The organism is Streptomyces sp. NPDC041108, assembly GCF_055592645.1.
This window is the reverse complement of sequence record NZ_JBVIYK010000020.1, coordinates 91,006-116,422: the sequence shown is the minus strand read 5'-3', so window position 1 is coordinate 116,422 and position 25,417 is coordinate 91,006. Positions and strand designations below refer to the sequence as shown.

The following is a 25,417-nucleotide window of genomic DNA, read 5'->3' as shown; positions in this document are numbered from 1 at the left end:
ACCCGCTGAAACAGCTCCCACAACTCATCCGGCACCAGCCGCTCAACGATCCTCACCACGACCGGCAGCTTACCCAGCCAAATGAGATGACGTCTAAGTAGGGGAACGCTGCGTCACCTGCGTCACACGAGACGGAAAACGGCCCCTGACCAGCCGGAAAGAGCGTGACGCAGAGCCGATCCGGCTGCGTCATCGTGCGTCACCTGCGTCACGCCACCGTGACGCAGGTGACGCGGCAGTGACGCACCCCCACCGTGCTGTGTCACGGATTCCCGCAGGTCAGAAGCCTGAATGACGCAGGTGACGCTGTGACGCAGAAATCCCAACCTCGGACAGATGCCAGCCCCGCCATGACCAGAGCCTCGAATTCCCAGAAGGCCCCAACGACGCTTGCCGAGGAGGCAACCGGATGAGCACCGCAATCGCTGCCCCCGTTGACCGACTTCTGTACAAGCCGGAGGCGGCAGCCGAAGCGCTCGCCATCGGCCGCTCCACCATCTACGAGCTGATGGCCGAAGGAGCCCTGAAGTACATCAAGTTGGGCCGCACCCGGCGGATACGCCGCACGGACCTGGAGGCGTACGTAGCCAACCTCGCCCCTCTTCCCAACTGACCGGAGCACACCCTGAGGCGCCCCGAGCATCCCGCTCGGGGCGCCTCCTGCATGGAGGAGCACATGAGCCCCCGCAAGTCGAACAACGAATCATCCATCTACTTCGGAGCCGACGGCTGGTGGCACGGCCGGGTGACCATGGGCGTGAAGAACGACGGCAGCCCCGATCGCCGACACCGCCGCGCCAAGTCCGAACCCGAAATCAAGCGCAAGGTCAAGGAGCTGGAACGACAGCGCGACGAGGGCCGCGCCACCAAAGCCGGGCGCGCACCGACCGTCGCCACGTGGATGGAGACCTACCTCACCGACGTCGCAAGCCTGAAGCTCAAGCCCCGCTCACTGGACGACTACTGGTCCAAGACCCGCAACGACATCATCCCGGGCATCGGACAACACCGGATCGACAAGCTGCAACCCGAGCACCTGGAACGCATGTACCGCGCCATGCTCGATGCCGGCCACGCTCCCTCACACGTCGTGAAGGTGCACCGCATCCTGTCCCGCGCCCTCAAGATCGCCCACCGTCGCCGCATGATCAGCGAAAACGTCGCCACGCTCGTGGACCCGCCCAGCGTCGACGAGACCGAGGCGAACCCGTTCACCCAGGAGGAGGCGAAAGCCTTCCTCGAAGCCGCAGCGAAGCGGCCCACCTTCATGCGGTGGATCGTCGGCGTCGGCATGGGATTCCGGCAGGGCGAGACGCTCGGACTTCGCTGGCCATACGTCGACCTCAAAGCGGAGATGTTCCGCCCCGAATGGCAGCTACAGCGCCTCACCTGGCGGCATGGCTGTGCCGACCCGCACGCCTGCGGGGCACGACTCCACCGTTTCGAGCCGTGCCCGCCGAACTGCACCACGCACAAGGGATACAAGCGTGGCTGCCCGAAACCCTGCGTCAAGACCTGTAAGAGGCACGCCACTGCCTGCCCGGAGCGCAAGGGAGGCGGGCTCGTCTTCACCCGACCCAAGACCAAGAAGAGCCGGAACGCAGTCCCGATCCCGCCCGTCTTCATCCCCTTCCTGGCGGACCACAAGGCCCGACAGGCAGCGATGCGCGCCGCGGCCGGCGAGCTGTGGCAGGAGCACCACGTCGTTTTCTCACGGCCGGACGGTCGCCCGCTCGACCCCCGACAGGACTACGAAGAGTTCAAGGAGCTCCTCGCCGAGGCTGGGATTGACGACCGGCGCCTTTACGACGGAAGCCGCCACACAGCAGGCACCATCCTGAACGAGCTGGGCGTCGACATGACCACGATCATGGAGATCCTGCGCCACACCCAGATCAGCCAGACCCGCCGCTACGTGAAGGGCAGATCCCACCTGTCGAAGGATGCGATGCGGCGCATGGGCGAGTTCTTCGCACCCGCTCCCCCAGACCCCGCCCCGAACCCGGATTCCGGCCCCACTGAGACCAAAACTGAGACCACCAGCACCCGCGCGGCCCGCGCGCGCCGCCGACGCCGCATCCGCTAAACGAAAAACCCCAGGTCAGACGGGGTCTGACCTGGGGCCCGAAAGAGCCCCCTGTCGGATTCGAACCGACGACCTACGCATTACAAGTGCGTTGCTCTGGCCAGCTGAGCTAAGGAGGCGTGGCCCCTCGCGGGGGCGCCCGTGCAGTGTACCCACGTCACAGGGTGTGCTCGTCGAAAATTTCCGCGAAGTTCACAGGGGTCCAGGTACTGACAGACCAGGTGAACGACGGGTACCGTCCTGACCCAGTCCGCTGCCGTGGACTACACCACCGTGGAACCGTCCGCGGTGGATCACCACCTTTACTCGGATCGTCCGGCACGTTCCTGCCGGTGAAGGGGGCCTACGACCCATGGCCACAGTTACGTTCGACAAGGCGACCCGGATCTACCCGGGTTCCACCAAGCCCGCCGTCGACGGTCTCGACATCGAGATCGAGGACGGCGAGTTCCTCGTCCTGGTCGGCCCGTCCGGTTGCGGCAAGTCCACCTCGCTCCGCATGCTCGCGGGGCTCGAGGACGTCAACGGCGGCACCATCCGCATCGGTGACCGCGACGTCACGCACCTGCCGCCGAAGGACCGGGACATCGCCATGGTGTTCCAGAACTACGCGCTCTACCCGCACATGACCGTCGCCGACAACATGGGTTTCGCCCTCAAGATCGCCGGCGTCAACAAGACGGAGATCCGGCGGAAGGTCGAAGAGGCCGCGAAGATCCTCGACCTCACCGAGTACCTGGACCGCAAGCCGAAGGCCCTCTCCGGCGGTCAGCGCCAGCGTGTCGCCATGGGCCGTGCCATCGTGCGTGAGCCCCAGGTCTTCCTCATGGACGAGCCGCTGTCGAACCTCGACGCCAAGCTCCGTGTCTCGACCCGTACGCAGATCGCGTCCCTGCAGCGCCGCCTCGGCATCACCACCGTCTACGTCACCCACGACCAGGTCGAGGCCATGACGATGGGCGACCGCGTGGCGGTCCTCAAGGACGGCCTGCTCCAGCAGGTCGACACCCCGCGCAACATGTACGACCGCCCCGCCAACCTCTTCGTCGCCGGCTTCATCGGCTCCCCGGCCATGAACCTGGTCGAGGTCCCGATCACCGACGGCGGTGTGAAGTTCGGCAACAGCGTCGTCCCGGTCAACCGTGACGCCCTCAAGGCCGCCTCCGACAAGGGTGACACCACCGTCACCGTCGGTGTCCGTCCCGAGCACTTCGACATCGTGGAGCACGACGGCTCCGTCGCCTCCGCCCTGTCCAAGGACACCGACGACGCCCCGGCCGGCCTCGCCGTCACCGTCAACGTCGTCGAGGAGCTCGGCGCCGACGGTTACGTCTACGGCACCGCCGAGGTCGGCGGCGGGACGAAGGACCTCGTGGTCCGCGTCAACGGCCGCCAGGTCCCCGAGAAGGGCGCGACGCTGCACGTCGTGCCGCGTCCGGGCGAGAACCACGTGTTCTCGACCTCCACGGGCGAGCGTCTCTCCGACTGATCCGGACACGGCGCGTCCGTGACCGTGCGCGAAACCTCCAGCCCGGGATAAATCACCCAGGTTGACGAAGAAGGCCCCGCAAACATCCGCGGGGCCTTCTTCATTGCCGTCAACTACCCCGACAAACAGGTTGATTTCGACCAGTGTGCGTCAACCTGCCACCCGGAGGACGGCGCTTCGGCATCCCCCGTATCGGTGACCTAATGTCGCCATATCACTACCCCGCGCTACCCTCACTCGCGTGAAGCACACCCACACCCACACGCAACGGACGCGGCACGCCCGCGGTCCCGCCCGCCGGATCGGCCGCTCCCTGGCCCTGGTCCTGCCCGTCGTCATGGTCCTCTCCGGCACCCTCGCGGTCACCCGGGTCAACTGGACGGGCACCGAGCCCGCGGAGTCGATGCTCGCCGCCTCGGAGGTCTCCCAGCGCACCAAGACCCGCGCCCCGCACGAGGTGCTGCGCGACAAGCTCCTCGTGGAACTCCAGGAGGAGAACCCGGGCGTCGCCCTCACCCACCTCCAGCAGGCGGTGAACGGCCGCCCGGCACTGGCGAAGCACTGCACCTCCATCGCCCGCGCCCTCGGCCGCGCCGCGGTCCGCGCCTACGGCCCCACCCGGGCCCAGTCCTTCGCCCGTCCGGTCTGTGACACCTCCTTCGCGACGGGAGTGGCCGCCCAGTACAGCTGAGGACAGCGCGGCGCGGCGCCGACGAGCGCGCGACGCACCGCTGAGGGCCCCACAGCGCCGTAGAGACGTTCCAGCGGCTCCCACAGGGCTCTCAGAGGCTCCCAGAGGCCCCGAAGGGTCCCCGGGCGCTCCGGGCTCCCGGCATCCCCGTACACCGATCCCAGGGCCGTGCTCCCGCGAACGGGGCGCCACGTACAGTTCGGTCATGACCGATCCGAACGCCGCGTCGCGCCCCGTTCAAGCCGTGGTCCTCGCCGGTGGCCAGGGCTCCCGGCTGCGCCCGTACACCGACGACCGGCCCAAGCCCATGGTCGAGATCCCCGGGACGGGCACCCCGATCATCGGCCATCAGCTCACCTGGCTCGCCGAGGAGGGCGTGACCGACGTGGTCGTCTCCTGCGGCCACCTCGCCGACGTCCTGCAGAAGTGGCTGGACTCGGCCGATCTGCCGGTCCGCGTCACCACGGTCGTCGAGACGGAACCCCTGGGCCGGGGCGGCGGCCTCAAGTACGCCGCCTCCCACCTGCCCCACCCCGACCGCCCCTGGTACGCCACCAACGGCGACATCTGGACCCGCTTCTCGCTCCGCGACATGGCGGACTTCCACGCCGAACGCGACGCCCTCGCCACCCTCGCGCTCGCCCGTCCCCGCATCCCCTGGGGCGCCGTGAAGACGGACGGCTTCGGCCGCGTGACGGACTTCATCGAGGCCCCGCCCACGACGTACGAGATCAACGCGGGCGTCTACGTCTTCTCGCCCGAGTTCACCGACCTGCTCCCCGCCCGCGGCGACCACGAGCGCACCACGTTCCCGCGCCTGGCCCGGGAACGCCGTCTGGCCGGCTTCCCCATCCCCCAGGGCGCCTACTGGCGGGCCATCGACACGGCCAAGGACCTCACGGAAGCGGCCAAGGAACTGGCGGCCCTGAGCCGCTGAACGGCCGCCGTCCTCCCCTTTCTCCGGACACGGCAGTGGGCCCCGCGCGAAGAACACGCGGGGCCCACTCGCACATCGCCGGAACCGGCGGAACCTACCCGAGCAGTCCCCCGACCAGCCCGGGCTGCCCGCCCGAGGAACTTCCCCCGCCGGACCCCCCGGTGGACCCGGTGGCCCCCCCGGTCGCACTGCCGGAGGCCCCTCCGCTGGAGCTGGGCCCGGCGGTGGTGCTCGGCGCCTGCTGGACCGGCGCGGTCTGCTGCGGCGGCGCCTGCCCCGCCGTCCCCTGCGTCTGACTCGGCTGCCCCCCGGTGACCGCCCCCGTGGACGGCGACGCGGCCCCCGGAGTCGTGGCCGCCTGGGAAGGCGTCGCCGACGTCGCGCCCCCACTGGGCGAGTTGGAGGCGGACGGCCTGTTCTCACGCCGCGCGCTCGGCTCACCCGGCAGCGGCGACCCCGGCAGCTCGTTGCGCGGTGCCTCCCCGGGCCCGGGAACGACGATCCGGTCGGCGTCGCGCACCGCCCCGCCGAGCAGGGACCCCACGAGCAGCGTCAGCCCGACGACGATCGCGGCGACGAGCGCGCCCCGCCGCAGCACGTAGCGCCGCAGCTCCCAGAGGTCGGCGCGCGGCCCGAGCGTGCGCCAGGCGCCGCCCGCGAGCCGCCCGTCGACCGAGTACACCGGCGCGCCCGCGATGATCAGCGGGGACCAGGCGGCGAGGTAGATGATGTCCGGCGTCTCGTAGACGGGCACGGTCTTCCAGCTGACGGTGACCAGCAGCGCGGCCGACAGCAGCGCCCCGACACCGGCGGCGACCCGCTGCCAGAGTCCGAAGACGGTCAGTACGCCCACGATGACCTGCGCGAAGGCGATGACGAGCCCCGAGCCCACCGGGTGTTCCAGGGCGAACTGCCGCAGCGGCTCGGCGACTTCCCACGGGTGCAGCGTGTTCAGCCACTTCACCATGGAGCCGCGCTTGCCGCCGTCGAAGTAGTGCGGGTCGCAGAGCTTGCCCATGCCCGCGTAGACGGAGATGAAGCCGAGGAAGACGCGCAGCGGCAGCAGCACCACGCCGAGGTTCATCCGGCGGCCGGGGTAATAGGCGTGCCGGACGGGCTCGTTGCCGGTCCGGCGCCCGTCGCGCTCGTCCTCGCCGTCGTCGTAGGACTCCGCGAACTCCCCGTCGGCGTAGGCGTCCTGGCCGTACTCCGGTTCGTCGTACGCGCTGTCGACGGTACGCATGGCGGGGAGCAGCCGCGTGCCGTCGGCGGCGTGGTCGCCGTGCGTGCGCTGGCTGCCCACGATGGGCGTCTCGACGGTCTCGACGGTCAAGTCGGCGCCGTAACGCCCGACTTCGTCGCCGTAGCGCCCACCGCCGACGGCGTAGCCGCCGCGCGGCCCGTCGACGCGGGGGATGACCTGGGTCGAGCCGGTGTCGCTCAGGGGGTCGGGAGCCCCGCGGCCGACGCCCGCGCCGCGCACCGCCTGGAGGAGCCGGTGGGCCCCGGTGTCGTCCGGCGCGGACTTCCCGCTCCAGACGACGGGCGCGCGCCGGCGCCCGGCGGCGGGCGCCCCGGAGCGCCCGGCCGCGCCCACGGCCGGGATACGCGCGGTGTCCGCGCCGGCGCTCAAGTGCCGTGCGATGCGCGGGGACGCCCGCGTGGAGGCGCCCAACTGCACGCGAAAGCTCGCGTGGTTGACGATGACCTGCGCCGGATCGCTCGGCACCTTCACCATGCTCAGCGCGGGAGCTTCGTCGAATCCCGATTCGAATCCCGACGAACGGTCCCCCGTGGGTGTGCGGGGTGTTCTGGTGTCCACACTCATCTAACCGAGTGACGTGTCGTTAGGACACTGCTTTGACCGCCCCGATCTGTCCGGACCCCGTCAAGGTGATCCGGCGCTCCCCGAAACCCCAGTTGGGGCCCGGTTCCCCACCCGTCACACCGACGGAACTACGCCCGCCGACGGGCCGCCTCGTACAGCACAACTCCCGCCGCGACACCGGCGTTCAACGACTCTGCCCCGCCCGGCATGGGGATCCGCACCCGGTAGTCGCACGTCTCGCCGACGAGGCGGGACAGGCCCTTGCCCTCGCTGCCGACGACGATGACGACCGGGCCGCCGAGGGCCTCCAGCTCACCGATCTCGGACTCCCCGTCGGCGGCGAGTCCGACCACCACGACACCGGCCTTCTTGTAGGCCTCCAGCGCGCGCGTCAGGTTGGTGCAGCGGGCGACGGGCGTACGGGCGGCCGTACCGGCGGACGTCTTCCACGCGCCTGCGGTCATACCGGCCGCACGCCGCTCGGGGACGACGACGCCGTGGCCGCCGAACGCGGAGACGGACCGGACGACGGCACCGAGGTTGCGCGGGTCGGTCACCCCGTCGAGGGCGACGATCAGCGGGTCCTCGCCCTCGTCGTACGCGGCGGCCACCAGGTCCTCGGGGTGCGCGTACTCGTACGGCGGGACCTGGAGGACGAGGCCTTGGTGGTTCAGTCCGTTGGTCATGCGGTCCAGCTCGGGGCGGGGCGCCTCCATGAGGTTGATGCCGCCGCGCTCGGCCGCGAGCTGCAGCGCCTCGCGCACGCGCTCGTCGTTGTCGATGAACTGCTGGACGTAGAGCGTCGAGGCGGGCACGCCCTCGCGCAGCGCCTCGACGACGGGGTTGCGTCCGACGACCATCTCGGACGTGCCCTTGCCGCCCCGGCCGCGCGCCACGGGACGGCGTGCGGCCTGCTTCGCCTTGGCGTTGGCGATGCGGTTGGCCTTGTGCTTCTTGCGCATCTCGGCGGGCGGCGTCGGGCCCTTGCCCTCAAGACCCTTGCGCCGCTGGCCGCCACTGCCGACCTGCGCGCCCTTCTTGCCGGACATGCGGCGGTTGTGAGCGGCCATGACCTACCTGTCTCTGAGTAGCGTGTGCGCGTACGCGTCGGGCGTACGTCGTCGTGTGTACGTAATGCAGTGTGCCGCCCGGAGGCCCGGGCGGCACAATCGATCAAGGTGGCCGGACATCCTGCTCAGCGCGGACCGAGTGTCCAGCGCGGGCCGTCGGGGCCGTCCTCGATGGCCAGACCCGACTGGTTGAGCTGGTCACGGATAGCGTCCGCGGTCGCCCAGTCCTTACGGGCGCGGGCCGCCTCGCGCTGCTGGAGCACGAGCCCGACGAGCGTGTCGACGACCCCGTGGAGGTCCTCGCCGCGATTGCCGTCGGCACCGGCCCAGTGTGCGTCGAGCGGGTCGAGGCCCAGCACGCCGAGCATGGCCCGCACCTCGGCGAGCCGGGCCACGGCCTCTTCCTTGTCGTCGGCGGCCAGCGCGCTGTTGCCCTGCCGGACCGTGGTGTGCACGACGGCGAGCGCCTGCGGCACTCCCAGGTCGTCGTCCATCGCCTCGGCGAACGCCGGCGGCACCTCGGCCGCGGGCTCCACGACCCCGCCGGCCTTCTCGATGACCCGCTGGACGAACCCCTCGATCCGGGCGAACGCCGACTCCGCCTCGCGCAGGGCGTCCTCGCTGTACTCGATCATCGAGCGGTAGTGCGGGGTGCCCAGGTAGTACCGGAGCACGATGGGCCGCCAGTGCTTGACCATCTCGGAGACGAGGACGCTGTTCCCCAGCGACTTGGACATCTTCTCGCCGCTCATGGTGACCCAGGCGTTGTGCACCCAGTACGTCGCGAAGTCGTCGCCGAAGGCCTTGGCCTGCGCGATCTCGTTCTCGTGGTGCGGGAAGATCAGGTCGAGACCGCCGCCGTGGATGTCGAACGCGGTGCCCAGGTACTTGTGCGCCATGGCCGAGCACTCCAGGTGCCAGCCCGGCCGTCCCCGCCCCCAGGGCGTCTCCCAGGTCGGCTCCCCCGGCTTCGCCGACTTCCACATGGCGAAGTCACGGGGATCGCGCTTGCCGGTCTCGCCCTCGCCGGAGGGCTGGAGGAGGTTGTCGAGCTCCTGGTTGGACAGCTGCAGATACCCGGGGAACGACCGCACGTCGAAGTAGACGTTCCCGTCGGCCTCGTACGCGTGACCACGCTCGATCAGCCCGCGCATCATCTCGACCATCTCGGTCACGTGCCCGGTGGCCCGCGGCTCGTAGGTCGGCGGCAGGCAACCGAGCGCGCCGTAGCCGTCGTTGAACGCGCGCTCGTTCTCGTACCCGATCGACCACCACGGGCGGCCCTGGTCGGCCGCCTTCGCGATGATCTTGTCGTCGATGTCCGTGACGTTCCGGACGAACGTCACGTCGTACCCGCGGTACTCGAACCACCGGCGCATGATGTCGAAGTTGAGCCCCGACCGGATGTGTCCGATGTGCGGGGCCGCCTGCACCGTGGCGCCACACAGGTAGATCGAGACACAACCCGGCGTGAGCGGGGCGAAGTCACGAATCTGCCGGGCGCTGGTGTCGTACAGGCGAATAGTCACGCCCCCAAGCGTAGTGGCCCACCAGCCGTGCCCCGAGCCCTTCACCCCAAGGACGGCAGATTCGTGACGTATGCACGTCCGGCACCGGCCCACCGCGTCTTCCGGACGGGCCGGAGGCCCGAACAGGGGCGCGGGGAACGCCGCGGGCGACCACGACGCTCCCGCACCCGAGCAGGGAAGTCACCCCACCCGCACCACCAGCGCCGTGGCCACCGCCATCAGCCCCTCACCCCGCCCGGGAAAACCCAGCCCGTCCGTGGTCGCGCCGGACACCGAAACAGGGGCTCCCACCACCTCGGACAGCACCTTCTGCGCCTCGTCCCGCCGTTTCCCGATCTTCGGCCGGTCCCCCACGACCTGCACGGCCACGTTCCCGATGACGAACCCCCCGGCCCGCACGATCCGCGCCGCCTCCGCCAGCAGCGTCACCCCGGACGCCCCCGACCACTGAGGCCGCCCCGTCCCGAAGTGCTGCCCGAGGTCCCCCATCCCGGCCGCGGAGAACAACGCGTTGCAGGCGGCGTGCGCCACGACGTCCGCGTCGGAGTGCCCGGCGAGACCCGGCCCCTGCCCCTCCCACCTGAGTCCGGCGCACCACAGTTCCCGCCCCTCCTCGAAGGCGTGGATGTCGGTACCGATCCCGACCTGCGGCAGCACCACGGAAGCCGGCAGCGACACCGGCGACGCCCCCGAAGCCTCGACGTTCTCAGAACCCATCGTTCAGCCTCCTGCGCGCCAGAACCGCCTCCGCGAGCACCAGGTCCAGCGGCCGCGTCACCTTGAACGCCTCCTCGTGCCCGGGCACGACCACCACGCCGAGCCCGAGCCGCTCCACCATGCTCGCGTCGTCGGTCACCTCCCCGGTGACCGTCTCGTGCGCCCGGAGCAGCGTGTCCCGGTCGAACCCCTGCGGCGTCTGCACGGCCCGCAGCCGCGCGCGCTCGGGCGTGGCGACGACCGGCTCCGGCGCACCCGGCGCGTCCGCCGGCTCGACCTCCTTGACGGTGTCGGCGAGCGGCAGCGCGGGCACCACGGCGGGCGCCCCGTCCCGTACGGCCTCGATGACCGCGTCGACCGTGTCGACCGGCACGAGCGGACGGGCCGCGTCGTGGACGAGGACGACCTCGTAGCCGGGCGGCAGCGCGTCGAGCCCGAGCTTCACCGACTCCTGGCGCGATGGGCCGCCGGGGACCACGAGGAAGTCGGTCCGCTCGGGCAGGGCGTGCGCGTCGAGCAGGGTCTTGACCTCGGGGGCGCCGTCGGGCGGTGCCACGACGATCACCAGGGAGACCGCACGGGAGGCCGCCATGGCCCGTACCGCGTGGATCAGCATCGGGGTGCCGTTCAGCGCGCGCAGCGCCTTGGGGGCGCCCGGGCCGAGGCGTACGCCCCGGCCGGCGGCCGGGATCACGGCCGCCGTGCGGGGTGCCGTACGGGGTGCCGCTCCGGCTGCGGAAGGCGAAGGGCGCGAATCGTCAGACATCGGTTCCTGTCAGGTTTGTGTGCTCGGCCTACGTGGGTATGGCCACAGCGTGCCGGGCGCGACACCTTGACCGGACCCTTCCGTGACATCTGGTCGAGCCAGCTGCCCGGGCCCGGCACGCCAGTACGAGTCAGGAGTACGAGTACGACAGGTACGAGCACTCCGTACTCGCAGGAGCACCGGGGCACGCCAAGTATCGCCGAGTATCGGGGTCGCCCTTCAGGCGTTCGGCATCCGGGCACGAACATGCCGCAGCGCCCGGCGACATTACGTACGTCATCGGGCACCGCGGCATTTCGATGTGCTGCGCTGAACGGCTGAGCGGGCTGGCTGCCTGCCTCAGGAGTCAGTTCAGGACGCGAGAACCTCGTCGAGCAGGGCCTCGGCCTTGTCCTCGTTCGTGTTCTCCGCGAGGGCGAGTTCGCTCACCAGGATCTGGCGGGCCTTGGCGAGCATGCGCTTCTCACCGGCGGACAGTCCGCGCTCCCGCTCGCGACGCCACAGGTCACGCACGACTTCCGCGACCTTGATGACATCGCCGGAGGCGAGCTTCTCCAGGTTTGCCTTGTAGCGACGCGACCAGTTCGTGGGCTCCTCGGCATACGGCGCGCGCAGCACCTCGAAGACCCGGTCCAGGCCGTCTTGACCGACCACATCACGTACACCGACGAACTCCGCATTGTCCGCCGGCACACGCACTGTCAGGTCGCCCTGAGCGACCTTGAGCACCAAGTAGGTCTTGTCCACGCCTTTGATCTGGCGAGTTTCGATGGCCTCAATCAGCGCGGCCCCGTGATGGGGATAGACCACGGTGTCGCCAACCTTGAACGTCATGTGACAGGTACCCCTTCCGTGGCTATCCAGGGTAACACGGAAACGGCGTGTTCTGAATGGCGTTTTCGCAGGTCAGGGCGCATCTCGGGGCTTGACAACTGCAACAGGAACGTGCTGCGAGGGCCGAACGGGAGAGGGTATCCGCAGGTCGGAGCGGCTCTCCGGGCGGAGTGAAACGCGTACGCTACACGCATCCGGAGGGCCGCACGAGCGCCCGAACGTCCCGCTTTGTCCGGCCCCACGTGTGCGACTTACGCTACTCCGTTCGATGGATGGAGTCGGGTACGAGACGAATCCGGAATTGATCAAGGAGTTCGATCAACCGGTACTGTTCCGCCGTTACCGGATCGTGTTCTGAAGCCGTTCCGGTGACGTTCCGCGGAGGGTTCCCGCGCGTGTTCCACCCGCTGTTCGGCCGGCGTTCCGACAGGTCTTCCGGCCGGCGTTCTGATCGGCGTTCCCGGGGGCGTTCCGGCCCGTGTTCCGGTGGGCGTCCGGCCGCTGTTCTGACAGCTGATCGATTTTCCGTACCGGCCGGCAACCGGCCGGCATTCCCTGGCGGAAATCCGGGTCCCGGCCCCGGCGAAGTCCGAGGGCGGTTTTGTGAATGCCGGGCAGGCGTGTCGGCCGCGGCCGCCAATTGCTTCCGGTGACTTGCCGGGGACTTGGGGAGGGTCGGGTGCGGCGGCGGAGGGACGGCTCGGTAACCTAAGGCCGCTACAGACCACGTACCGCCCACGTTCTAGGAGTTGCCGCCGCCGTGAGCAGCAGCCTTCGACGCGGCGCCCTCGCCGCCGCCGCCATCGCGTTCTCGATCGCCTCACTCGCCGCGTGCGCCGCCGGCAACAACGCCCAGACGCTGGAGATCAAGCCGGACAACGCGGCCACCAGCGTCGGCGACATCAAGATCCAGAACGCGATCGTGGTCACCCAGCCCGGCACCGAGACCAAGGGTCCCGCCGTGGTCTCCGCGACCGTCTTCAACGGTGCCACGACCGCCCAGACCCTGGACTCCGTCACCGTCGAGGGCGCCGGCACCGCCGAGCTGACCCCCGCCAAGGGTGAGGGCAAGGGCGGCAAGATCGTCGTCCCGGCCGGCGGCTCCGTCGTCCTGGGCGGCGAGAACAACGCCTCCGCCGTCCTGACGGACCTCACCGACACGGTCCAGGACGGCAACGCCCAGAAGGTCACCTTCGCCTTCAGCGAGACCGGCGAGGTCGGCCTGCGCGCCTTCGTGGTCCCCGCCGAGCACTACTTCGAGAAGTGGGGCCCGAGCGACATCCCCGAGGCCCCGGCCACCAGCGCGTCGCCGTCCGAGGAGACCTCCGGCTCCCCGTCCGCGACCGCCTCGGGCTCCCCCGCCGCCGGCGAGTCCGCCGCCGAGGAGGGCACCGCCGCCGGCTCCACGGCCTCCCCCTCCACCTCGTCCTCCGAGGAGACCGGCGGCCACTGAGCCCCGCACCATGCCGAAGGGCGGCACCCCCGTGAGGGGTGCCGCCCTTCGGCGTTCGGCCACGACACGACGCGGCCGGTGCCCGCTCTGCCGGGCGCCGGGCGCGTCGTCGCCGTACGGCGCCACCCGGCCCGGCGGGGCGTCGGGTCTACGGCTCGAACTTGTACCCCAGACCCCGCACCGTCACCAGATACCGCGGCGCGCCCGGGTCCGGCTCGATCTTGGCTCTGAGGCGCTTGACGTGGACGTCGAGGGTCTTGGTGTCGCCGACGTAGTCGGCGCCCCAGACCCGGTCGATGAGCTGCATGCGGGTCAGGACACGGCCCGCGTTGCGCAGCAGCATTTCGAGCAGGTCGAACTCCTTGAGGGGAAGGTCGACCTTGGAGCCCGAGACAGTGACCACGTGACGGTCGACGTCCATCCGGACGGGCCCGGCCTCCAGCGCGGCCGGGGTGACCTCCTCGGGCTCGCCGCGGCGGCGCAGTACGGCCCGGATACGGGCGACGAGTTCGCGGGAGGAGAAGGGCTTGGTGACATAGTCATCAGCTCCTATTTCCAGGCCCACTACCTTGTCGATCTCGCTGTCCTTGGCGGTCACCATGATCACCGGGACGTTGGAGCGGCCGCGCAGCTGACGGCAGACCTCGGTGCCCGGCAGCCCGGGCAGCATCAGGTCGAGCAGGACGAGGTCGGCTCCGTTGCGCTCGAACTCGTCGAGACCGTCGGGCCCGGTGGTCGCGATGGCGACCTCGAAGCCCTCTTTGCGGAGCATGTAGGACAGGGCGTCGGAGAAGGACTCCTCGTCCTCGACGACGAGCACTCGGGTCACGGAAGGACCTCCGGGGCGGGATGCGATTCGTACGGTCCGTACGGGGATGGGGCGGTGTGAGGCTGTCCGTCCTCGTCGTCGAGGTCCGGGTGCTGGGCCGCTCGGGCACGGGACGCGCCCGCCTCCGGCAGCCTGAGGGTGAACGTGGAGCCCTGTCCCTCCGAGCTCCACACCGTGACCTCCCCGCCGTGCGAGGCGGCCACGTGCTTGACGATCGCGAGACCGAGACCCGTACCGCCGGTCTGGCGGGAACGGGCCGGGTCCACGCGGTAGAAGCGCTCGAAGATGCGCTCCTTGTCCTTGTCCGAGATGCCGATGCCCTGGTCGGTCACGGCGATCTCGACATGGTCCCCGCCGGGCGCGGACACCTGACGTGCGGCTATGCCGACGCGGGTGCGGGCCGGGGAGTAGTTGACGGCGTTCTCCACGAGGTTGCCGAGGGCGGCGGCGAGCTGCCCGCGGTTGCCCCAGACGCGCAGCTCGGCGGTGCCGCCGGCGGCCATCGTGATCTGCTTGGTGCCCGCCTGATGGCGGCAGCGGTCGACGGCCTCGGCGACCAGCTCGTCCACCCGGACGGGCTCGGCGTCCTCCAGCGGATCGTCGTTCTGCACCCGGGAGAGGTCGATGAGTTCCTGGACGAGGTTGGTGAGCCGGGTGGCCTCGATCTGCATGCGTCCGGCGAACCGCTCCACCGCCTCGGGGTCGTCCGACGCGCCCATGACAGCCTCGCTCAGCAGCGACAGCGCGCCCACCGGCGTCTTCAGCTCATGGCTGACGTTGGCGACGAAGTCACGCCGCACGGCCTCGATCCGGCGGGCCTCGGTGAGGTCCTCGACCAGGAGCAGCACCAGCCGGGAGCCGAGCGGCGCGACGCGCGCGGAGACGGCGAGCGCCTCCCCGCGCCCCGTGCCGCGCCGGGGCAGGTCCAGCTCGACCTGTCGTATCTCGCCGTCCCGGCGGGTGTCGCGCGCCATCTTGAGCATCGGCTCGATGGAGAGCTTGCCGCCCCGCACGAGCCCGAGGGCGTACGCGGCGGAGCTGGCCTTGACGACGGCGTCGGCCTCGTCGAGCACGACGGCCGAGGAGCGGAGCACGGAGAGCACGGTGTCCACGCCGGGCGGAAGCACCGGGTCCGTGTGCAGCGAGGTCCTGGTGGGACGCTTCTGCTCGCGTTCGCTGACACGGAACGCCAGCATGGCGATGACGCCGGTGAGCACTCCGGCGATCGCTGCCGCTGCGGCGACCGCCGCGTTCACGTCCATGCTTCCAGGTTAGGCACGAGGTCGGACATCCCCACAGCGATCGGAGGGCGAGCTCGAACACTCGTCGCCCAGAGTTCACCTTGGAGCCAGTATTGGTTCATTTGGGATGGCCGAAACGGACGCGTACGGGCCTGAACGTGGGAGCGTGGGGTTGGTCCGGGCCCCCGGTCACCGTTTCGCCGTCGCCGTTCATTGGGTCGTTCGGCCTTCCTGGCCTGGCGGAACGGTCTCCGGAACGGCTTTTCTGGTTACCCACGAGCTGACGTACGTAAGAGAGGGACACCCTGATGCGGGACGCGTACCACGAGGAACTTGACTCGATCGGTGAGGGCCTGGTCGAGATGGCCCGACTGGTCGGGTCGGCGATCGGTCGCGCCACGACGGCGATGCTCGACGCCGACCTGAAGCTGGCCGAGAGCGTGATCGAGGCGGACAAGAAGGTCGACGACCTTCAGCACGACCTGGAGGCCCGCGCGATAGCCCTGCTGGCCAGGCAGCAGCCGGTGGCGACGGATCTGCGGATCGTCGTGACGTCGCTGCGTATGTCGGCGGACCTGGAGCGCTCCGGCGACCTCGCCCAGCACGTGGCCAAGCTGACCCGGCTGCGCTTCCCCGAGAACACGGTCCCGCGTGACCTGCACGCGACGATCCTGGAGATGGGCCAGCTCGCGCAGCGTCTGATGGCGAAGGCCGCCGAGGTCATCATCACCAAGGACGTCGACCTCGCGCTCCAGCTGGAGAGCGACGACGACGCGATGGACCTCCTGCACCGCACCCTCTTCCAGCACCTCATGGACGACCGCTGGAAGCACGGCATCGAGACCGCCGTCGACGTCACCCTGCTCGGCCGTTACTACGAGCGCTTCGCCGACCACGCGGTGTCCGTCGCCAAGCGCGTGGTGTACCTGGTGACGGGTGAGCACGCGGACGAGCTGCAGGCGGACATCCAGCCGGTCACGGGGGTCGAGGGGGCGTAGTCCCTCCCGCGTCGGCGCGGGGAGGGAGGGGAGCGCGGGGCTCTCGTTGCGAGGCCCCGGCGCCCGCCCGTCCGGTGGGGCGTGCGGGCGCCTCCGTGCGCCGTTGATGCGCCTGGCCGGAAGGCCCTGCAATGGGACAACCAATGGGCACGGGCAGGGCGCGGGCGAGGCTCGGACCACCGAGGCCCTTCCGCGGGCCAGGCCGGCTGACCGCCGGCGGCCGCCCTGCTGCCCCAGCTGCCTCAGCTACCTCCGAGGAGGGACCATGGCCGACTCCCCATCACCCGCCAGCCCCAGCACTGCGGACCCGACACAGGTACGGGACACCCATCAGCCCGCGGACATCAAGACCCTGCCCCTCGTCGGCGCCTGTGGCTGCGGCTCCGGATGTGCGTGCGGATGCCAGTCCGGCAACCCGTGCCAGTGCGGCTGACCGGCACGGGCTGCGGTCGCCCGTAGGCGAGAGGAGGGGCCGCCCCTGGCGACGGCCCCTCCTCTTCCGTCGGACGCCGGGGCGGCCGGCGAGGGGTCGCACCCGCGGGCGTACGGGCGCAGCATGAAGGGAGAGGACGGGGAACAGAGAGCGGACGAGGAAGAAGGAGGTGCGGCCATGAGCAAGTTCATGGACGTCCACCACGACATGAAGGGCATCACGGCGGACCAGCTGCGCGAGGCGCACAACGCCGACCTGGCCATCGAGAAGGACGAGCAGGTCCATTTCGAACGCGCCTGGGCCGACCCCCAGTCCGGCACGGTGTACTGCCTCTCCGAGGCCCCCTCCGCCGAGGCCGTCCAGCGCATCCACGAACGCGCCCGCCACAAGGCGGACGAGATCCACCCGGTGCCCCTGGCGATCTGAGCGCGCGGGCTCTTCGCCTGGCGTCGGCGCGCCTCCGCACGCCCTGTCCGGCGGACCTCGCGAGATGGAACCATCCCCTTGCCGACACCGATTTCGGTGCGAACAAGGGGGATGCGATGGCTGTGGTGATGTCGATGCTCTGGGCGGACGTGGCTCCGGAGCAGTACGACACCGTGCGGGACGCGGTGGACTGGGAGGAGGTCCCGGCGGCCGGCGGTCAGATGCACGTGGCCTGGTTCGACGACCGGGGCCTGCATGTCACCGACGTCTGGGAATCCCAGGAAGCGTTCGAGACCTTCTTCACCGAACGCCTCGCCCCCGCGATCCGGAAAGCCGGCCTCACGGGCACCCCGGAAACCACCCTGAGCCCCCTGCACCGCCGCTTCGTCGCACCGGACGTCACGGGCGCCGCGTGACCCACGACAGCGGGGCCCCCTGGACCTTGCCCTGATGGCGGATGCCGATGAAGCTGGGCCGATGCCCGGACAGCGCAGAAGGAGACGCGGACAACAGAACGAGGCACAGCGGACCGCCGCGCGATTCGCCTCGGAGGCGGGCCGGTGGGAGGTGCTGTTCGAAACCCAGGACGAATCGGAATGGCACGCGCATCTCCGCCGTCTCCGAACGTCGGACGGTCAGATCGACTGGACGGCGGTACGGGTGGACAGACTCTGCGGCCGCCACACCCACCCGACCACCTTCCGGCTGAGCGTCTTCGTACCTGGGCGCGAGCCGAGCTGAGGTCTCACAGGCCCCCGAGCGGGCCCAAGCCGTGAAAACGCCCCCGCCCTGCGCCGCGTGCGCCGGGCGGGGGCGGGATCATGGTTCCTGGTGGTCGTCGTTGGTCGTCATTGGCCAGTGTCGAGCGGCCTCGGACGGCCCAGGGACGGCCCCGAAGCCGGGACCTGCTCGTCGCTGCCAGCCGCCTGGACCGCTACGCGCCGGGAGCCCGGTACTGGACTTGCCCGGCCTTACGCAGGGCATCCATGGTTTCGTCGATGCTCAGGAGAACGGTCGTCTCGAACGAGCTGAGTGCGCCGCCTCCGCTGATCGCCAGGGCGACCGCGGCCATGGAGACGTTGTCGGGGGCCTCCCACAAGTTGTAGCCGTCGCGGGTGCCGAACGCGTACCAGAAGCCGTGTAGCTTGCCGCCGACGGACTCGATGTACGCCTGAGCGGCCTTTGCGCGGTCCTCGGGGTGGCCGATGAGTCTCGCCCACGTCTCCGGCGTGTAGCTGAACCTTGATAGATAGAGCGGCATCATGTCTCCCTTTCGTCCCAGCAAGGGATGCCCCCGCCGGGTGAGACACGCCTCCGAGGCCGCGTATATCTCCCCCGAACGGTCGGGATGATGACCGCCAGGGTCGGTGTTGGGCTGTCACCGGGAGGACGATGAAGATCCCGACCGCGACGATGCCCGCCAGGGAGTGGCACACGGCACGAGCGATTCGCCACACGCGAGCCTGGACGAGTCCTTGCAGGGAAGCCTTCTGCCGCAGCAAGGGGCGCGGGCGGGCCCTATGGCCGCGAACGACTACTCGACGCCCCTCCGTCCTGTTGGCCGCTCCGGCCGACGCCTACGGAGCTGACTCAACACGCTTTCCAACTGTGTCGGTGGGGTCTTGGGCGTCGTTCGGGGCCGTTCACCTGGGTTCATGGGCGGATGGCCACTGGCGTGGGGACGGCTCCGGGGCTCGCCCGAACGACCGTGAACGGGGCTGAATGAGACGGAGACTGAGGCAGCCGCGTTCCTCCGCAGCACCGGAGACGGGCTGTGGCCGGCTGCCGAAGTCACCGACGTTCGTGGAGCTAAGCCGCCTTGGGGCGCGCCGCACGCATGCCTGAGGCGGGCTCCTGTGCATCGTCGTCGAGCAGGAAGAACTCGTCTTCCCTGAAGTCTGGGGCCTGGAAGGGGTTCGTCGTCGGAGGCGGCGACGCTGCAGTGGAGCAGTGGGGTTGCTCTTCCAGAGCGGAGAACAGCGACGTGGGCTCGATGAGAGGTCTCTCTTTCGTTACAGGCCCCTGATGGGGCCTGGCGTGCCGTGACCGGGCACAGTGGTCCTACAGCTTGGTCATCTTGGCGTACGGGCTCAAGATCCGCATTTGCGCCGAGCCGAAATCCACCAGCACCGCGATTCCGTCCTCGATGCCGATTACCCGGCCGAGACCGTACACGTCATGTGTGACCTGGTCGCCCGTGGCGAAGTGCTTGGGAGTCGGTGTGACCGGGGCCTTGAAGGGGCTGGTAGGCAGGTGGCGCTTCAGCGCAGCAGGCTTTGTCATGACTCAGTATGAGCCTACGCGTATCCCGATCGCTGTGGCCGTCGGCACAGATCCGGACGAGAGTAACCGCGTCATGCCACTGACCTGCGGTTTCGAGATTTGATGAGGCGAAACTCGGCCATGGGCTCCTTCGCTCAGCAAAGCCCCCTACCCGCGGACAAGCCGCGGGTAGGGGGCTTCTTCAGCTCGCGTTACTTCTTCTTGCCCTGGGTCTTGTCGGGGATCTTGGTGAGCTGGGTTTTTGCAGGTCTGGAGTGGTGGGCTCGCGCGCTTGGTGGTCGTCGTTGGTCGTCATTGGTCACTGTTGAGCGACCTCGGACGGCCCAGAGACGGCCCAGCCTTGCCCGTGCGAGCCCCGCTCGGCTGACGGCCGGCACCTTCGCCACGGCCCGTCTCAGCCTCAGCCGACGAAAGCCCGCCACGACGGCGCGTCAGTCGACCGATCAGGCGCGCGTGTGCCTCGCGGCACCGCCACTAGCCTCAGCCACGCTATTGCTGCCGTCGACCAGAGCAAGCCGCGACGGTCGGCCCGCGAAGGCAGCTCGTGGCATCCACCCCTCAAAGCTCTCAGCTTGGGAAGCTAAGGGCGTTTGAAGCCTGCTCCAGGGCTGGCCGGTGGTGGAGCGGTGTCAGCGCCTGGCGGGCTGTCGACTCGTTCCTCGGTGTTGCCCGTGGTTCCCCGCACGATCTGACACGGGTCTGGCACGCCGCAACTCGGTCCCTACTAGTCCGAGCTGCGGCGTGCACCATGCTTCAGGCGCTGACGATCTTCTGGACCTCGCGAAGTTTCTCTTCCGCGGTCAGTGACGAGTAGTCGCCCCTCACCAATCCATCCAAGGCGCTTCGCACGTTGTAGGACTGGGGGCGAAGAACGGCATCTAGGACGCGGGCACGCTCACCCCCATCGCGTGTGTACACCCACACCTGCTGGTCCTTACGCGGTTCGGTGTTGCACCGAGGATCCAGGACGGCGAGCGGGAAGTACCCGAGGCCGACAGCTTCGAGTTCACGAGCGATGGAGCCGAGAACATGCTTGCCGAGTCTGTCGAATCCCAATGCGTTCCGCAGACGCCCCAAGTTGTCCTGCATCAGCCCGCCCTCGTCCTCGCACGCCCCAGCCGTCTCCTGAAGATCAGCCACTTCACCCTCCCCTTGTGTGGTGCTGAGCTGAAGAGCGTATAGGGATCAAGGAAATAAAACCTGTGATCTCCCAACAGCGCTGGCTGCTGGCCTTCGTGGTCGTAGACGTAAGCCTCCGGCGCGGAGCGCGCTTCGTGCGCACGACTCCGGAGGCCCTGTACGTTTCCCACGCAACTGCAGATCAGAGTCCCTTAACGAGACACTCGGGGAGTCCCTGTCCACGAATAAGCCCTGAGCTCGAGCTCGTCCAGAGGTCCTGACCGGCGGACCACCCATTGTGTCGTCCCCGGGTTGGTCGCCTGGGCATGGATGAAGGTGAGGCCCCTGAAACGGTCCTCGACTTCGATTGTCCCTGGACCGCCCCTGTTTGAGGACGAGGGGTGGCGAGAGCATGTGGTGGTCCTGTACATGCCCGGCCGAGGGGGCGCGTTTGCACATGGCGAAGCATGGTCGCACTCTTAAGAGAGAGCGGAGCTTGTAAGCCGGGAGGCATTTTCGATGAATCAAACTCCCGCTTCATCAGGACAGGCATCAACGCCCATGCCAGGGGGGCAAGCGGCAGCACCCCCACGTCACTGGGATTACCCATCACCCCTAGGACTTGGGGCCTCGCGCGATTTCATGACAGGAGCGGCCGCGCCGCTCTTGGCTGGCTTTTCCATAGCCTTGATAGGGGTGATTGCTCAGGCGCCTCAATCTATCAAGTGGCCGGGATTGTCACTCCTGCTGTTCTCGCTTTCTGCAGGATTTCTTACAACTTGCGTTCAATTTGGCTTCTGGGCGCGAGCCTTCATATATTCAGCGCAGGACGTACGTGACTGGTTCCCTGAATTTGAAGATCCGCCATCAGGGAGAGAGTTCTTTCAAAAGGTGCAAAGTGATCACTTGAATCACTGGAGGGCATGGCACAAGCGTGCGTCCTACATGTATGACCTGGGAATTATGTGCCTTGCGGCGGCAGTTGCTCTGACGTTGGCTCCACCCGTGGCAGCCTCGACGCCCGAGACGGTCTTGCGCTGGGTGGCAACAGGCGTGGTCGCGAGCGCCGGGGCAGCGGAGGCCGTGTGGATCAAGGTGACCCGGCGTCCCTAACAGGGAGGAACGATGTCTCGAGATAGCCGACAGCCTCAACGCGAAGAGAAAGGGGGGGCTCAGGCCGAGCATCCTGGCCAAGCGGGGTACCGTCGGGCGGCGCATGGGAGAAGGCCCTCCTTTTCAGGTCCCAGTGGCGGGCCGGAAGAAGAATCTAAGTGCGGTATGCACAACAGGCCAAACTGTCCGGATTGCCCCAAGAAAAAATGAGACACCTTGCGCGCATTGCCAAAGCATCAACCGCAACCCAATACCTCCCTGGTCCCATCGCGCGCCCCTCAAGGGCCGGCAGGTGCGAATGGTGCCTTTCCATCTCGGAGCCTGAGCGCCCCCATGCCCTTGCGGCGTTTGGCTCATCGCTCACGGAACATCCCAAGTACGCGCGGCCCGGCCCTCGGCTGGGCTGGAGCGGGGCGGAGACGGGAGCGCAGGCCCGGCCGGGGGCCGGGCCGCGCGCGGGGAGCGGAGCGAGCCGCCTTGAACCAGTAGAGAAAGTTGTAACGCAGTCGCTCGCTCGGGGTCTGTCCGGTCCCGGGAGATGCCTGACGTCCCCTCCCGAGCTTTGCCACGCTGGCCGCTGTTCTAGGACCGCGTAGCGGCGGCCTCGATGCCAGCCGCCTGCAGCTTCTGGGCGAGTAGTTCCAGCTCAGGAAGCGTTCCTGAGTAGCCACCGCTCAGAACACGGCGCAGCACAGCCTTGGCGTCGACCAGATCGATGCCCAGCTCGGCTCGGAGCACCCTCATGATCACGACACTGTTTGCCGACTCATCGAGCACTTGAAGGGTCGCTGGCCCGTGCTCCGCGAGCAGCTGCTGGCGCTGTTCACTCGGCAGATCCCCGCCACACACGGCCACCGCGAACCCACACGCAGGACACGTTGACTCGACGTCCCACCGCAAGCGGCCGTCAACGAGCGCTTGAACACCGCAGCACTCCAGCTCCGCACCGCAGTCCTGGCACATCGCGGAGTACCTGACCGACTCGAAAACGGCCTGCTCCATCTCCCACCCCCAGGGGGACGAGGTTAAGCGACAACTCAGGGCGTGAGCGTTTTGAAGGCGTATGCGCATAGGGGGAGTTCGCCGCCTTGACGGTGTGCAATCGGCAGGAAGAGCACCTGTCGCACCGTCCATGTGACCCGAGTCGTCGGGGCCTCTGAGTTCGGGTGGTAGCTCGCCAGACAATCTCGGCGATCGTCTGGCAGGAGATCGTTTAGAGCAGGCGTTTCAACCGCACCTCGGCGCCTGGTTCGAGCGGCCCGTGTGAGGCTTGAAGTCGTATGCGCAGGCTGGAAGTTCCGTGCCCTGTCGGTGTGCGAGGGGTAGGAAGATCACTGGCCGGATCGTCCAGGTGATGCGGGTCGAGTCGAAGGTGACCGACACGGTGCAGGGTTCGGAGCGAAGGAGGGCGCGTCGGGTGTCTATGCGGCCGTCGTACAGCCACTCCCACGCCTGGGCGGATGCGTCGGGATCGAAGGCCGGGGAGATGGTGCGGAGTGCGACGGCAACCCATCGGTCGGCCTGGGGCGCCGAGTAGGCGTCGAACGACGCTCTCAGCTCCAACCCGCCCTGACCGTAGAGGTCTTCGGTCCAGCACTCGCACCAGTAGCCCCGGCGGGCTTCGTCCTTCAGCACAGGTGGTCTCCCGGTCGGGTGCCGGTGAACAGTTCCGCGGTGACCGTGTGGCCGCCCTCACTGCCGTGGACGACGACCCGGTGGGCCAGCGCGGTGACCATGCCCAGGCCCCGGCCGTGTTCGGCCTCGTCGTCCTGGTGCTCGGCTTTGGGGGCCGTGCCGGTTCCTCCGCCATCTGTCACCGACAGGGCGATCACCTGCCGGGTTACCGCGAGGGCGAGGTGGAAGCTGCCGGATTCCATGCCGCTGGCCGTGTGGAGGATCGCGTTCGCGCTCAGCTCGCTCACGATCAACTCGGCGTCCTCGGCCAAGGGAGATCCGCGCAGGATGTCGCGGGTCCAGCGGCGGGCCCGGCTCACCTCTTCCGGAAATCCTGGGCAAGTGAGTCCCCAGACCCGGGCGGTGCTCGTATACTCGTGCATACAAGTTCCTTCGTGCTGGTAGGCCGCCATGTGCAGCGGGTTCGGGCTAGACGAGTTTCACGCCGTCATGGGCGCGGATGGCCGGCGGGGATGCCGCGTCCAACGCGTCCAGGACGCGGATCGCGTATGCCTCGTCGGCAAGCTCGGTGACTTCTTCACGGGTGGCCCACCGCAGTGCGCGGGTCTCGTCGCCGGTGGTCGGCGTGCCGTCGGCCGCCTCGCAGCGGAAGACCAGCGAGACGATCAGGCCCGTCATGTTCTTGTAGACGCCGGTCAGGGTCGCGGGAAGTGCGATCTTGATGCCGGTCTCTTCGAGAACTTCGCGCTGGAGAGCTTCGGGGACGGTTTCCTCGCGTTCGAGGACTCCGCCCGGGGGTTCCCACTTGCCGTTGTCACGGCGTTTGATCAAGAGGGCACGGCCCTGGTCGTCGACGATGACTCCGGCGACGCTCACGGAGTGCGGACGGTCAGTGCTCACGTTCCTCGGCCCTCTCGGCTGGCTAGGCTCTCCACCGTAGCAACAACAATCGCCCACTCGTCTAGATATCTAAAGGAGTACACGTGCCCTCTCTTCCTTCCGGCTTCCTCGGTGATCTCGATCCCACGAGTGATCGTGCGGTCTTTCGGCAGATCGCCGACCAGTTGCGCGAGGCGATCGACCGTGGGCGGTTCAAGGAGGGTGAAAAACTGCCCTCGGAGGCTGAGCTTGTTGACCACTACGGGGTATCCCGGATGACGGTCCGCAACTCCTTCTCCGTCCTCCAGGGCGAAGGGCTCGTGCACGCCGAGCATGGCAAGGGCGTCTTCGTCCGGCCCCGGCCGCCCGTGCGGCGTCTCGCATCCGACCGGTTCGCCCGGCGCCACCGCGAGCAGGGCAAGGCGGCCTTCATCGTCGAAGCCAACGCGGCCGGCAGTCACCCCCAGGTCGACAGTCTTGAGGTGAAGGAAGAAAAGGCCAGTCAGGACGTCTCGACACGGCTCGGGTCCGTGCGGCGGGTGCTGGCTCGTCGGCGCCGGTATCTGCTCGACGGGCGGCCGGTCGAGTTCGCCACCTCGTATCTGCCGCTCGACATCGCTCGCGGTACGCCGATCGCTGAGCCGAACCCCGGGCCCGGCGGGATCTACGCCCGTCTCGAAGAGCTGGGCCACCGCCTCGACCACTTCGAGGAGGAGATTCGCGCCCGGATGCCTTCGCCGGCCGAGGTGAAGACGCTCCGGCTGGCTTCCGGTGTGCCGGTGATCCACCTGATCCGGACCGCCTTCGACGCCGAGGGGCGGGCTGTGGAGGTCTGCGACACGGTCATGGCGGCGGATGCGTACGTGCTGTCGTATCAGCTTCCGGCGACGTGATGAGGTGATGTGCGGTGGTGCGCGGGGGGCGCTTCTCCGACTCGTACACCCCAACAGGCATACTCGTATAGACGAGTGGGCAAGTGATGTGGCAGGGTGGTCCGCATGAGCCCGGAGATCGGGTTCACAGACTGCATCACGTATAGACGAGTAGATGGGTGAACTGCC

The 25,417-nt window shown here is 68.8% G+C and carries 25 protein-coding genes and 1 tRNA gene; 10 read left to right on the top strand and 16 right to left on the bottom strand.

All coding sequences use genetic code 11. From position 1 onward, the window contains the following. The first annotated feature begins 409 nt into the window (after positions 1 to 409). Both ACZ6BB_RS36920 and ACZ6BB_RS36915 read left to right on the top strand, forming a co-directional pair. Positions 410 to 613, top strand: coding sequence for a helix-turn-helix domain-containing protein (locus ACZ6BB_RS36920; protein ID WP_471619483.1), 204 nt, complete (start codon positions 410 to 412; stop codon positions 611 to 613). A gap of 63 nt (positions 614 to 676) precedes the next feature. Next, the gene (locus ACZ6BB_RS36915; protein ID WP_471619482.1) at positions 677 to 2,086 is read left to right on the top strand and encodes a tyrosine-type recombinase/integrase; all 1,410 of its coding nucleotides are present in this window, start codon (positions 677 to 679) and stop codon (positions 2,084 to 2,086) included. A gap of 45 nt (positions 2,087 to 2,131) precedes the next feature. Here the strand turns inward: ACZ6BB_RS36915 and ACZ6BB_RS36910 are convergent. Then, a tRNA-Thr gene (locus ACZ6BB_RS36910) sits at positions 2,132 to 2,205 on the bottom strand. Positions 2,206 to 2,438: 233 nt separating this feature from the next. On the opposite strand from ACZ6BB_RS36910, the gene ACZ6BB_RS36905 reads away from it, so the two are divergent. From ACZ6BB_RS36905 to ACZ6BB_RS36895, 3 genes are all read left to right on the top strand, one after another. Then, positions 2,439 to 3,575, top strand: a complete 1,137-nt coding sequence (locus ACZ6BB_RS36905; RefSeq protein ID WP_471619481.1) for an ABC transporter ATP-binding protein — start codon at positions 2,439 to 2,441, stop codon at positions 3,573 to 3,575. 241 nt (positions 3,576 to 3,816) lie between these two features. Next, positions 3,817 to 4,266: a hypothetical protein gene (locus ACZ6BB_RS36900; protein WP_471619480.1), complete on the top strand. Its 450-nt coding sequence runs from the start codon at positions 3,817 to 3,819 to the stop codon at positions 4,264 to 4,266. Between the two features lie 205 nt (positions 4,267 to 4,471). Continuing rightward, the gene (locus ACZ6BB_RS36895) at positions 4,472 to 5,203 is read left to right on the top strand and encodes a nucleotidyltransferase family protein (RefSeq protein ID WP_319067797.1); all 732 of its coding nucleotides are present in this window, start codon (positions 4,472 to 4,474) and stop codon (positions 5,201 to 5,203) included. Between the two features lie 94 nt (positions 5,204 to 5,297). On the opposite strand, the gene ACZ6BB_RS36890 is transcribed toward ACZ6BB_RS36895, so the two are convergent. From ACZ6BB_RS36890 to ACZ6BB_RS36865, 6 genes are all read right to left on the bottom strand, one after another. Further along, positions 5,298 to 7,031: a DoxX family protein gene (locus ACZ6BB_RS36890; protein ID WP_471619479.1), complete on the bottom strand. Its 1,734-nt coding sequence runs from the start codon at positions 7,029 to 7,031 to the stop codon at positions 5,298 to 5,300. 128 nt (positions 7,032 to 7,159) lie between these two features. Then, a complete protein-coding gene (gene rlmB / locus ACZ6BB_RS36885) occupies positions 7,160 to 8,101 on the bottom strand; it encodes a 23S rRNA (guanosine(2251)-2'-O)-methyltransferase RlmB (RefSeq protein WP_471619478.1) in 942 nt (313 codons plus the stop codon). A gap of 125 nt (positions 8,102 to 8,226) precedes the next feature. Then, a complete protein-coding gene (gene cysS, locus ACZ6BB_RS36880; RefSeq protein ID WP_471619477.1) occupies positions 8,227 to 9,630 on the bottom strand; it encodes a cysteine--tRNA ligase in 1,404 nt (467 codons plus the stop codon). 180 nt (positions 9,631 to 9,810) lie between these two features. Then, positions 9,811 to 10,347, bottom strand: a complete 537-nt coding sequence (gene ispF / locus ACZ6BB_RS36875; protein WP_471619476.1) for a 2-C-methyl-D-erythritol 2,4-cyclodiphosphate synthase — start codon at positions 10,345 to 10,347, stop codon at positions 9,811 to 9,813. Then, entirely contained in the window at positions 10,337 to 11,113 is a 777-nt protein-coding gene (gene ispD / locus ACZ6BB_RS36870) for a 2-C-methyl-D-erythritol 4-phosphate cytidylyltransferase (protein WP_471619475.1), read from the bottom strand. Before ispD ends, ispF begins: the two co-directional genes overlap by 11 nt. A gap of 351 nt (positions 11,114 to 11,464) precedes the next feature. Next, on the bottom strand, positions 11,465 to 11,947 hold the full coding sequence (locus ACZ6BB_RS36865) for a CarD family transcriptional regulator (protein ID WP_003953493.1): 483 nt from the start codon (positions 11,945 to 11,947) through the stop codon (positions 11,465 to 11,467). Between the two features lie 760 nt (positions 11,948 to 12,707). Here ACZ6BB_RS36865 and ACZ6BB_RS36860 point away from each other — a divergent pair. Continuing rightward, entirely contained in the window at positions 12,708 to 13,400 is a 693-nt protein-coding gene (locus tag ACZ6BB_RS36860) for a copper chaperone PCu(A)C domain-containing protein (RefSeq protein WP_471619474.1), read from the top strand. A 148-nt stretch (positions 13,401 to 13,548) separates the two neighbouring features. On the opposite strand, the gene phoP is transcribed toward ACZ6BB_RS36860, so the two are convergent. Beyond that, positions 13,549 to 14,220 carry a two-component system response regulator PhoP gene (gene phoP / locus ACZ6BB_RS36855; protein WP_010985401.1) on the bottom strand — a complete coding sequence of 224 codons (672 nt, stop codon included), beginning with the start codon at positions 14,218 to 14,220 and terminating at the stop codon, positions 13,549 to 13,551. Positions 14,221 to 14,225: 5 nt separating this feature from the next. Beyond that, entirely contained in the window at positions 14,226 to 15,491 is a 1,266-nt protein-coding gene (gene phoR / locus ACZ6BB_RS36850) for a two-component system sensor histidine kinase PhoR (protein WP_471619473.1), read from the bottom strand. Positions 15,492 to 15,778: 287 nt separating this feature from the next. On the opposite strand from phoR, the gene phoU reads away from it, so the two are divergent. From phoU to ACZ6BB_RS36835, 3 genes are all read left to right on the top strand, one after another. Further along, positions 15,779 to 16,468 carry a phosphate signaling complex protein PhoU gene (gene phoU, locus ACZ6BB_RS36845; RefSeq protein ID WP_005476809.1) on the top strand — a complete coding sequence of 230 codons (690 nt, stop codon included), beginning with the start codon at positions 15,779 to 15,781 and terminating at the stop codon, positions 16,466 to 16,468. 610 nt (positions 16,469 to 17,078) lie between these two features. Beyond that, a complete protein-coding gene (locus tag ACZ6BB_RS36840) occupies positions 17,079 to 17,327 on the top strand; it encodes an SCO4226 family nickel-binding protein (protein ID WP_471619472.1) in 249 nt (82 codons plus the stop codon). Between the two features lie 116 nt (positions 17,328 to 17,443). Beyond that, the gene (locus tag ACZ6BB_RS36835) at positions 17,444 to 17,743 is read left to right on the top strand and encodes a hypothetical protein (RefSeq protein WP_471619471.1); all 300 of its coding nucleotides are present in this window, start codon (positions 17,444 to 17,446) and stop codon (positions 17,741 to 17,743) included. Positions 17,744 to 18,261: 518 nt separating this feature from the next. On the opposite strand, the gene ACZ6BB_RS36830 is transcribed toward ACZ6BB_RS36835, so the two are convergent. The 7 genes from ACZ6BB_RS36830 to ACZ6BB_RS36800 form a co-directional block, all read right to left on the bottom strand. After that, positions 18,262 to 18,588, bottom strand: a complete 327-nt coding sequence (locus tag ACZ6BB_RS36830) for a GYD domain-containing protein (protein ID WP_471619490.1) — start codon at positions 18,586 to 18,588, stop codon at positions 18,262 to 18,264. Positions 18,589 to 19,388: 800 nt separating this feature from the next. Beyond that, entirely contained in the window at positions 19,389 to 19,610 is a 222-nt protein-coding gene (locus tag ACZ6BB_RS36825; protein ID WP_471619470.1) for a hypothetical protein, read from the bottom strand. A gap of 753 nt (positions 19,611 to 20,363) precedes the next feature. After that, on the bottom strand, positions 20,364 to 20,750 hold the full coding sequence (locus ACZ6BB_RS36820; RefSeq protein ID WP_471619469.1) for a hypothetical protein: 387 nt from the start codon (positions 20,748 to 20,750) through the stop codon (positions 20,364 to 20,366). A 1,674-nt stretch (positions 20,751 to 22,424) separates the two neighbouring features. Next, positions 22,425 to 22,844 carry a hypothetical protein gene (locus tag ACZ6BB_RS36815; protein WP_467348058.1) on the bottom strand — a complete coding sequence of 140 codons (420 nt, stop codon included), beginning with the start codon at positions 22,842 to 22,844 and terminating at the stop codon, positions 22,425 to 22,427. Between the two features lie 225 nt (positions 22,845 to 23,069). After that, positions 23,070 to 23,477 (bottom strand): hypothetical protein, encoded by a 408-nt coding sequence (locus tag ACZ6BB_RS36810; RefSeq protein WP_467348060.1) that lies wholly within the window; start codon positions 23,475 to 23,477, stop codon positions 23,070 to 23,072. Beyond that, entirely contained in the window at positions 23,471 to 23,899 is a 429-nt protein-coding gene (locus tag ACZ6BB_RS36805; RefSeq protein ID WP_467348062.1) for an ATP-binding protein, read from the bottom strand. The genes ACZ6BB_RS36810 and ACZ6BB_RS36805 overlap by 7 nt, the downstream gene beginning before the upstream one ends. A gap of 46 nt (positions 23,900 to 23,945) precedes the next feature. Beyond that, positions 23,946 to 24,353, bottom strand: a complete 408-nt coding sequence (locus ACZ6BB_RS36800) for an NUDIX hydrolase (RefSeq protein WP_471619489.1) — start codon at positions 24,351 to 24,353, stop codon at positions 23,946 to 23,948. A 107-nt stretch (positions 24,354 to 24,460) separates the two neighbouring features. Here ACZ6BB_RS36800 and ACZ6BB_RS36795 point away from each other — a divergent pair, with 107 nt between their 5' ends. After that, on the top strand, positions 24,461 to 25,249 hold the full coding sequence (locus tag ACZ6BB_RS36795) for a GntR family transcriptional regulator (protein WP_060903208.1): 789 nt from the start codon (positions 24,461 to 24,463) through the stop codon (positions 25,247 to 25,249). Positions 25,250 to 25,417 lie beyond the last annotated feature (168 nt).

Coding starts and splice junctions, on each gene's coding strand:
- rlmB (WP_471619478.1), bottom strand. CDS start 8,101: ATGGCCGCTCACAACCGCCGCATGTCCGGCAAGAAGGGCGCGCAGGTC.
- ACZ6BB_RS36865 (WP_003953493.1), bottom strand. CDS start 11,947: ATGACGTTCAAGGTTGGCGACACCGTGGTCTATCCCCATCACGGGGCC.
- phoU (WP_005476809.1), top strand. CDS start 15,779: ATGCGGGACGCGTACCACGAGGAACTTGACTCGATCGGTGAGGGCCTG.
- ispF (WP_471619476.1), bottom strand. CDS start 10,347: ATGGGTTCTGAGAACGTCGAGGCTTCGGGGGCGTCGCCGGTGTCGCTG.
- ACZ6BB_RS36905 (WP_471619481.1), top strand. CDS start 2,439: ATGGCCACAGTTACGTTCGACAAGGCGACCCGGATCTACCCGGGTTCC.
- ACZ6BB_RS36830 (WP_471619490.1), bottom strand. CDS start 18,588: ATGCCGCTCTATCTATCAAGGTTCAGCTACACGCCGGAGACGTGGGCG.
- ACZ6BB_RS36890 (WP_471619479.1), bottom strand. CDS start 7,031: ATGAGTGTGGACACCAGAACACCCCGCACACCCACGGGGGACCGTTCG.
- ACZ6BB_RS36895 (WP_319067797.1), top strand. CDS start 4,472: ATGACCGATCCGAACGCCGCGTCGCGCCCCGTTCAAGCCGTGGTCCTC.
- ACZ6BB_RS36815 (WP_467348058.1), bottom strand. CDS start 22,844: ATGGAGCAGGCCGTTTTCGAGTCGGTCAGGTACTCCGCGATGTGCCAG.
- phoR (WP_471619473.1), bottom strand. CDS start 15,491: ATGGACGTGAACGCGGCGGTCGCCGCAGCGGCAGCGATCGCCGGAGTG.
- ACZ6BB_RS36825 (WP_471619470.1), bottom strand. CDS start 19,610: ATGACAAAGCCTGCTGCGCTGAAGCGCCACCTGCCTACCAGCCCCTTC.
- ACZ6BB_RS36840 (WP_471619472.1), top strand. CDS start 17,079: ATGAGCAAGTTCATGGACGTCCACCACGACATGAAGGGCATCACGGCG.
- ACZ6BB_RS36835 (WP_471619471.1), top strand. CDS start 17,444: ATGGCTGTGGTGATGTCGATGCTCTGGGCGGACGTGGCTCCGGAGCAG.
- ispD (WP_471619475.1), bottom strand. CDS start 11,113: ATGTCTGACGATTCGCGCCCTTCGCCTTCCGCAGCCGGAGCGGCACCC.
- ACZ6BB_RS36920 (WP_471619483.1), top strand. CDS start 410: ATGAGCACCGCAATCGCTGCCCCCGTTGACCGACTTCTGTACAAGCCG.
- ACZ6BB_RS36915 (WP_471619482.1), top strand. CDS start 677: ATGAGCCCCCGCAAGTCGAACAACGAATCATCCATCTACTTCGGAGCC.
- ACZ6BB_RS36805 (WP_467348062.1), bottom strand. CDS start 23,899: ATGCACGAGTATACGAGCACCGCCCGGGTCTGGGGACTCACTTGCCCA.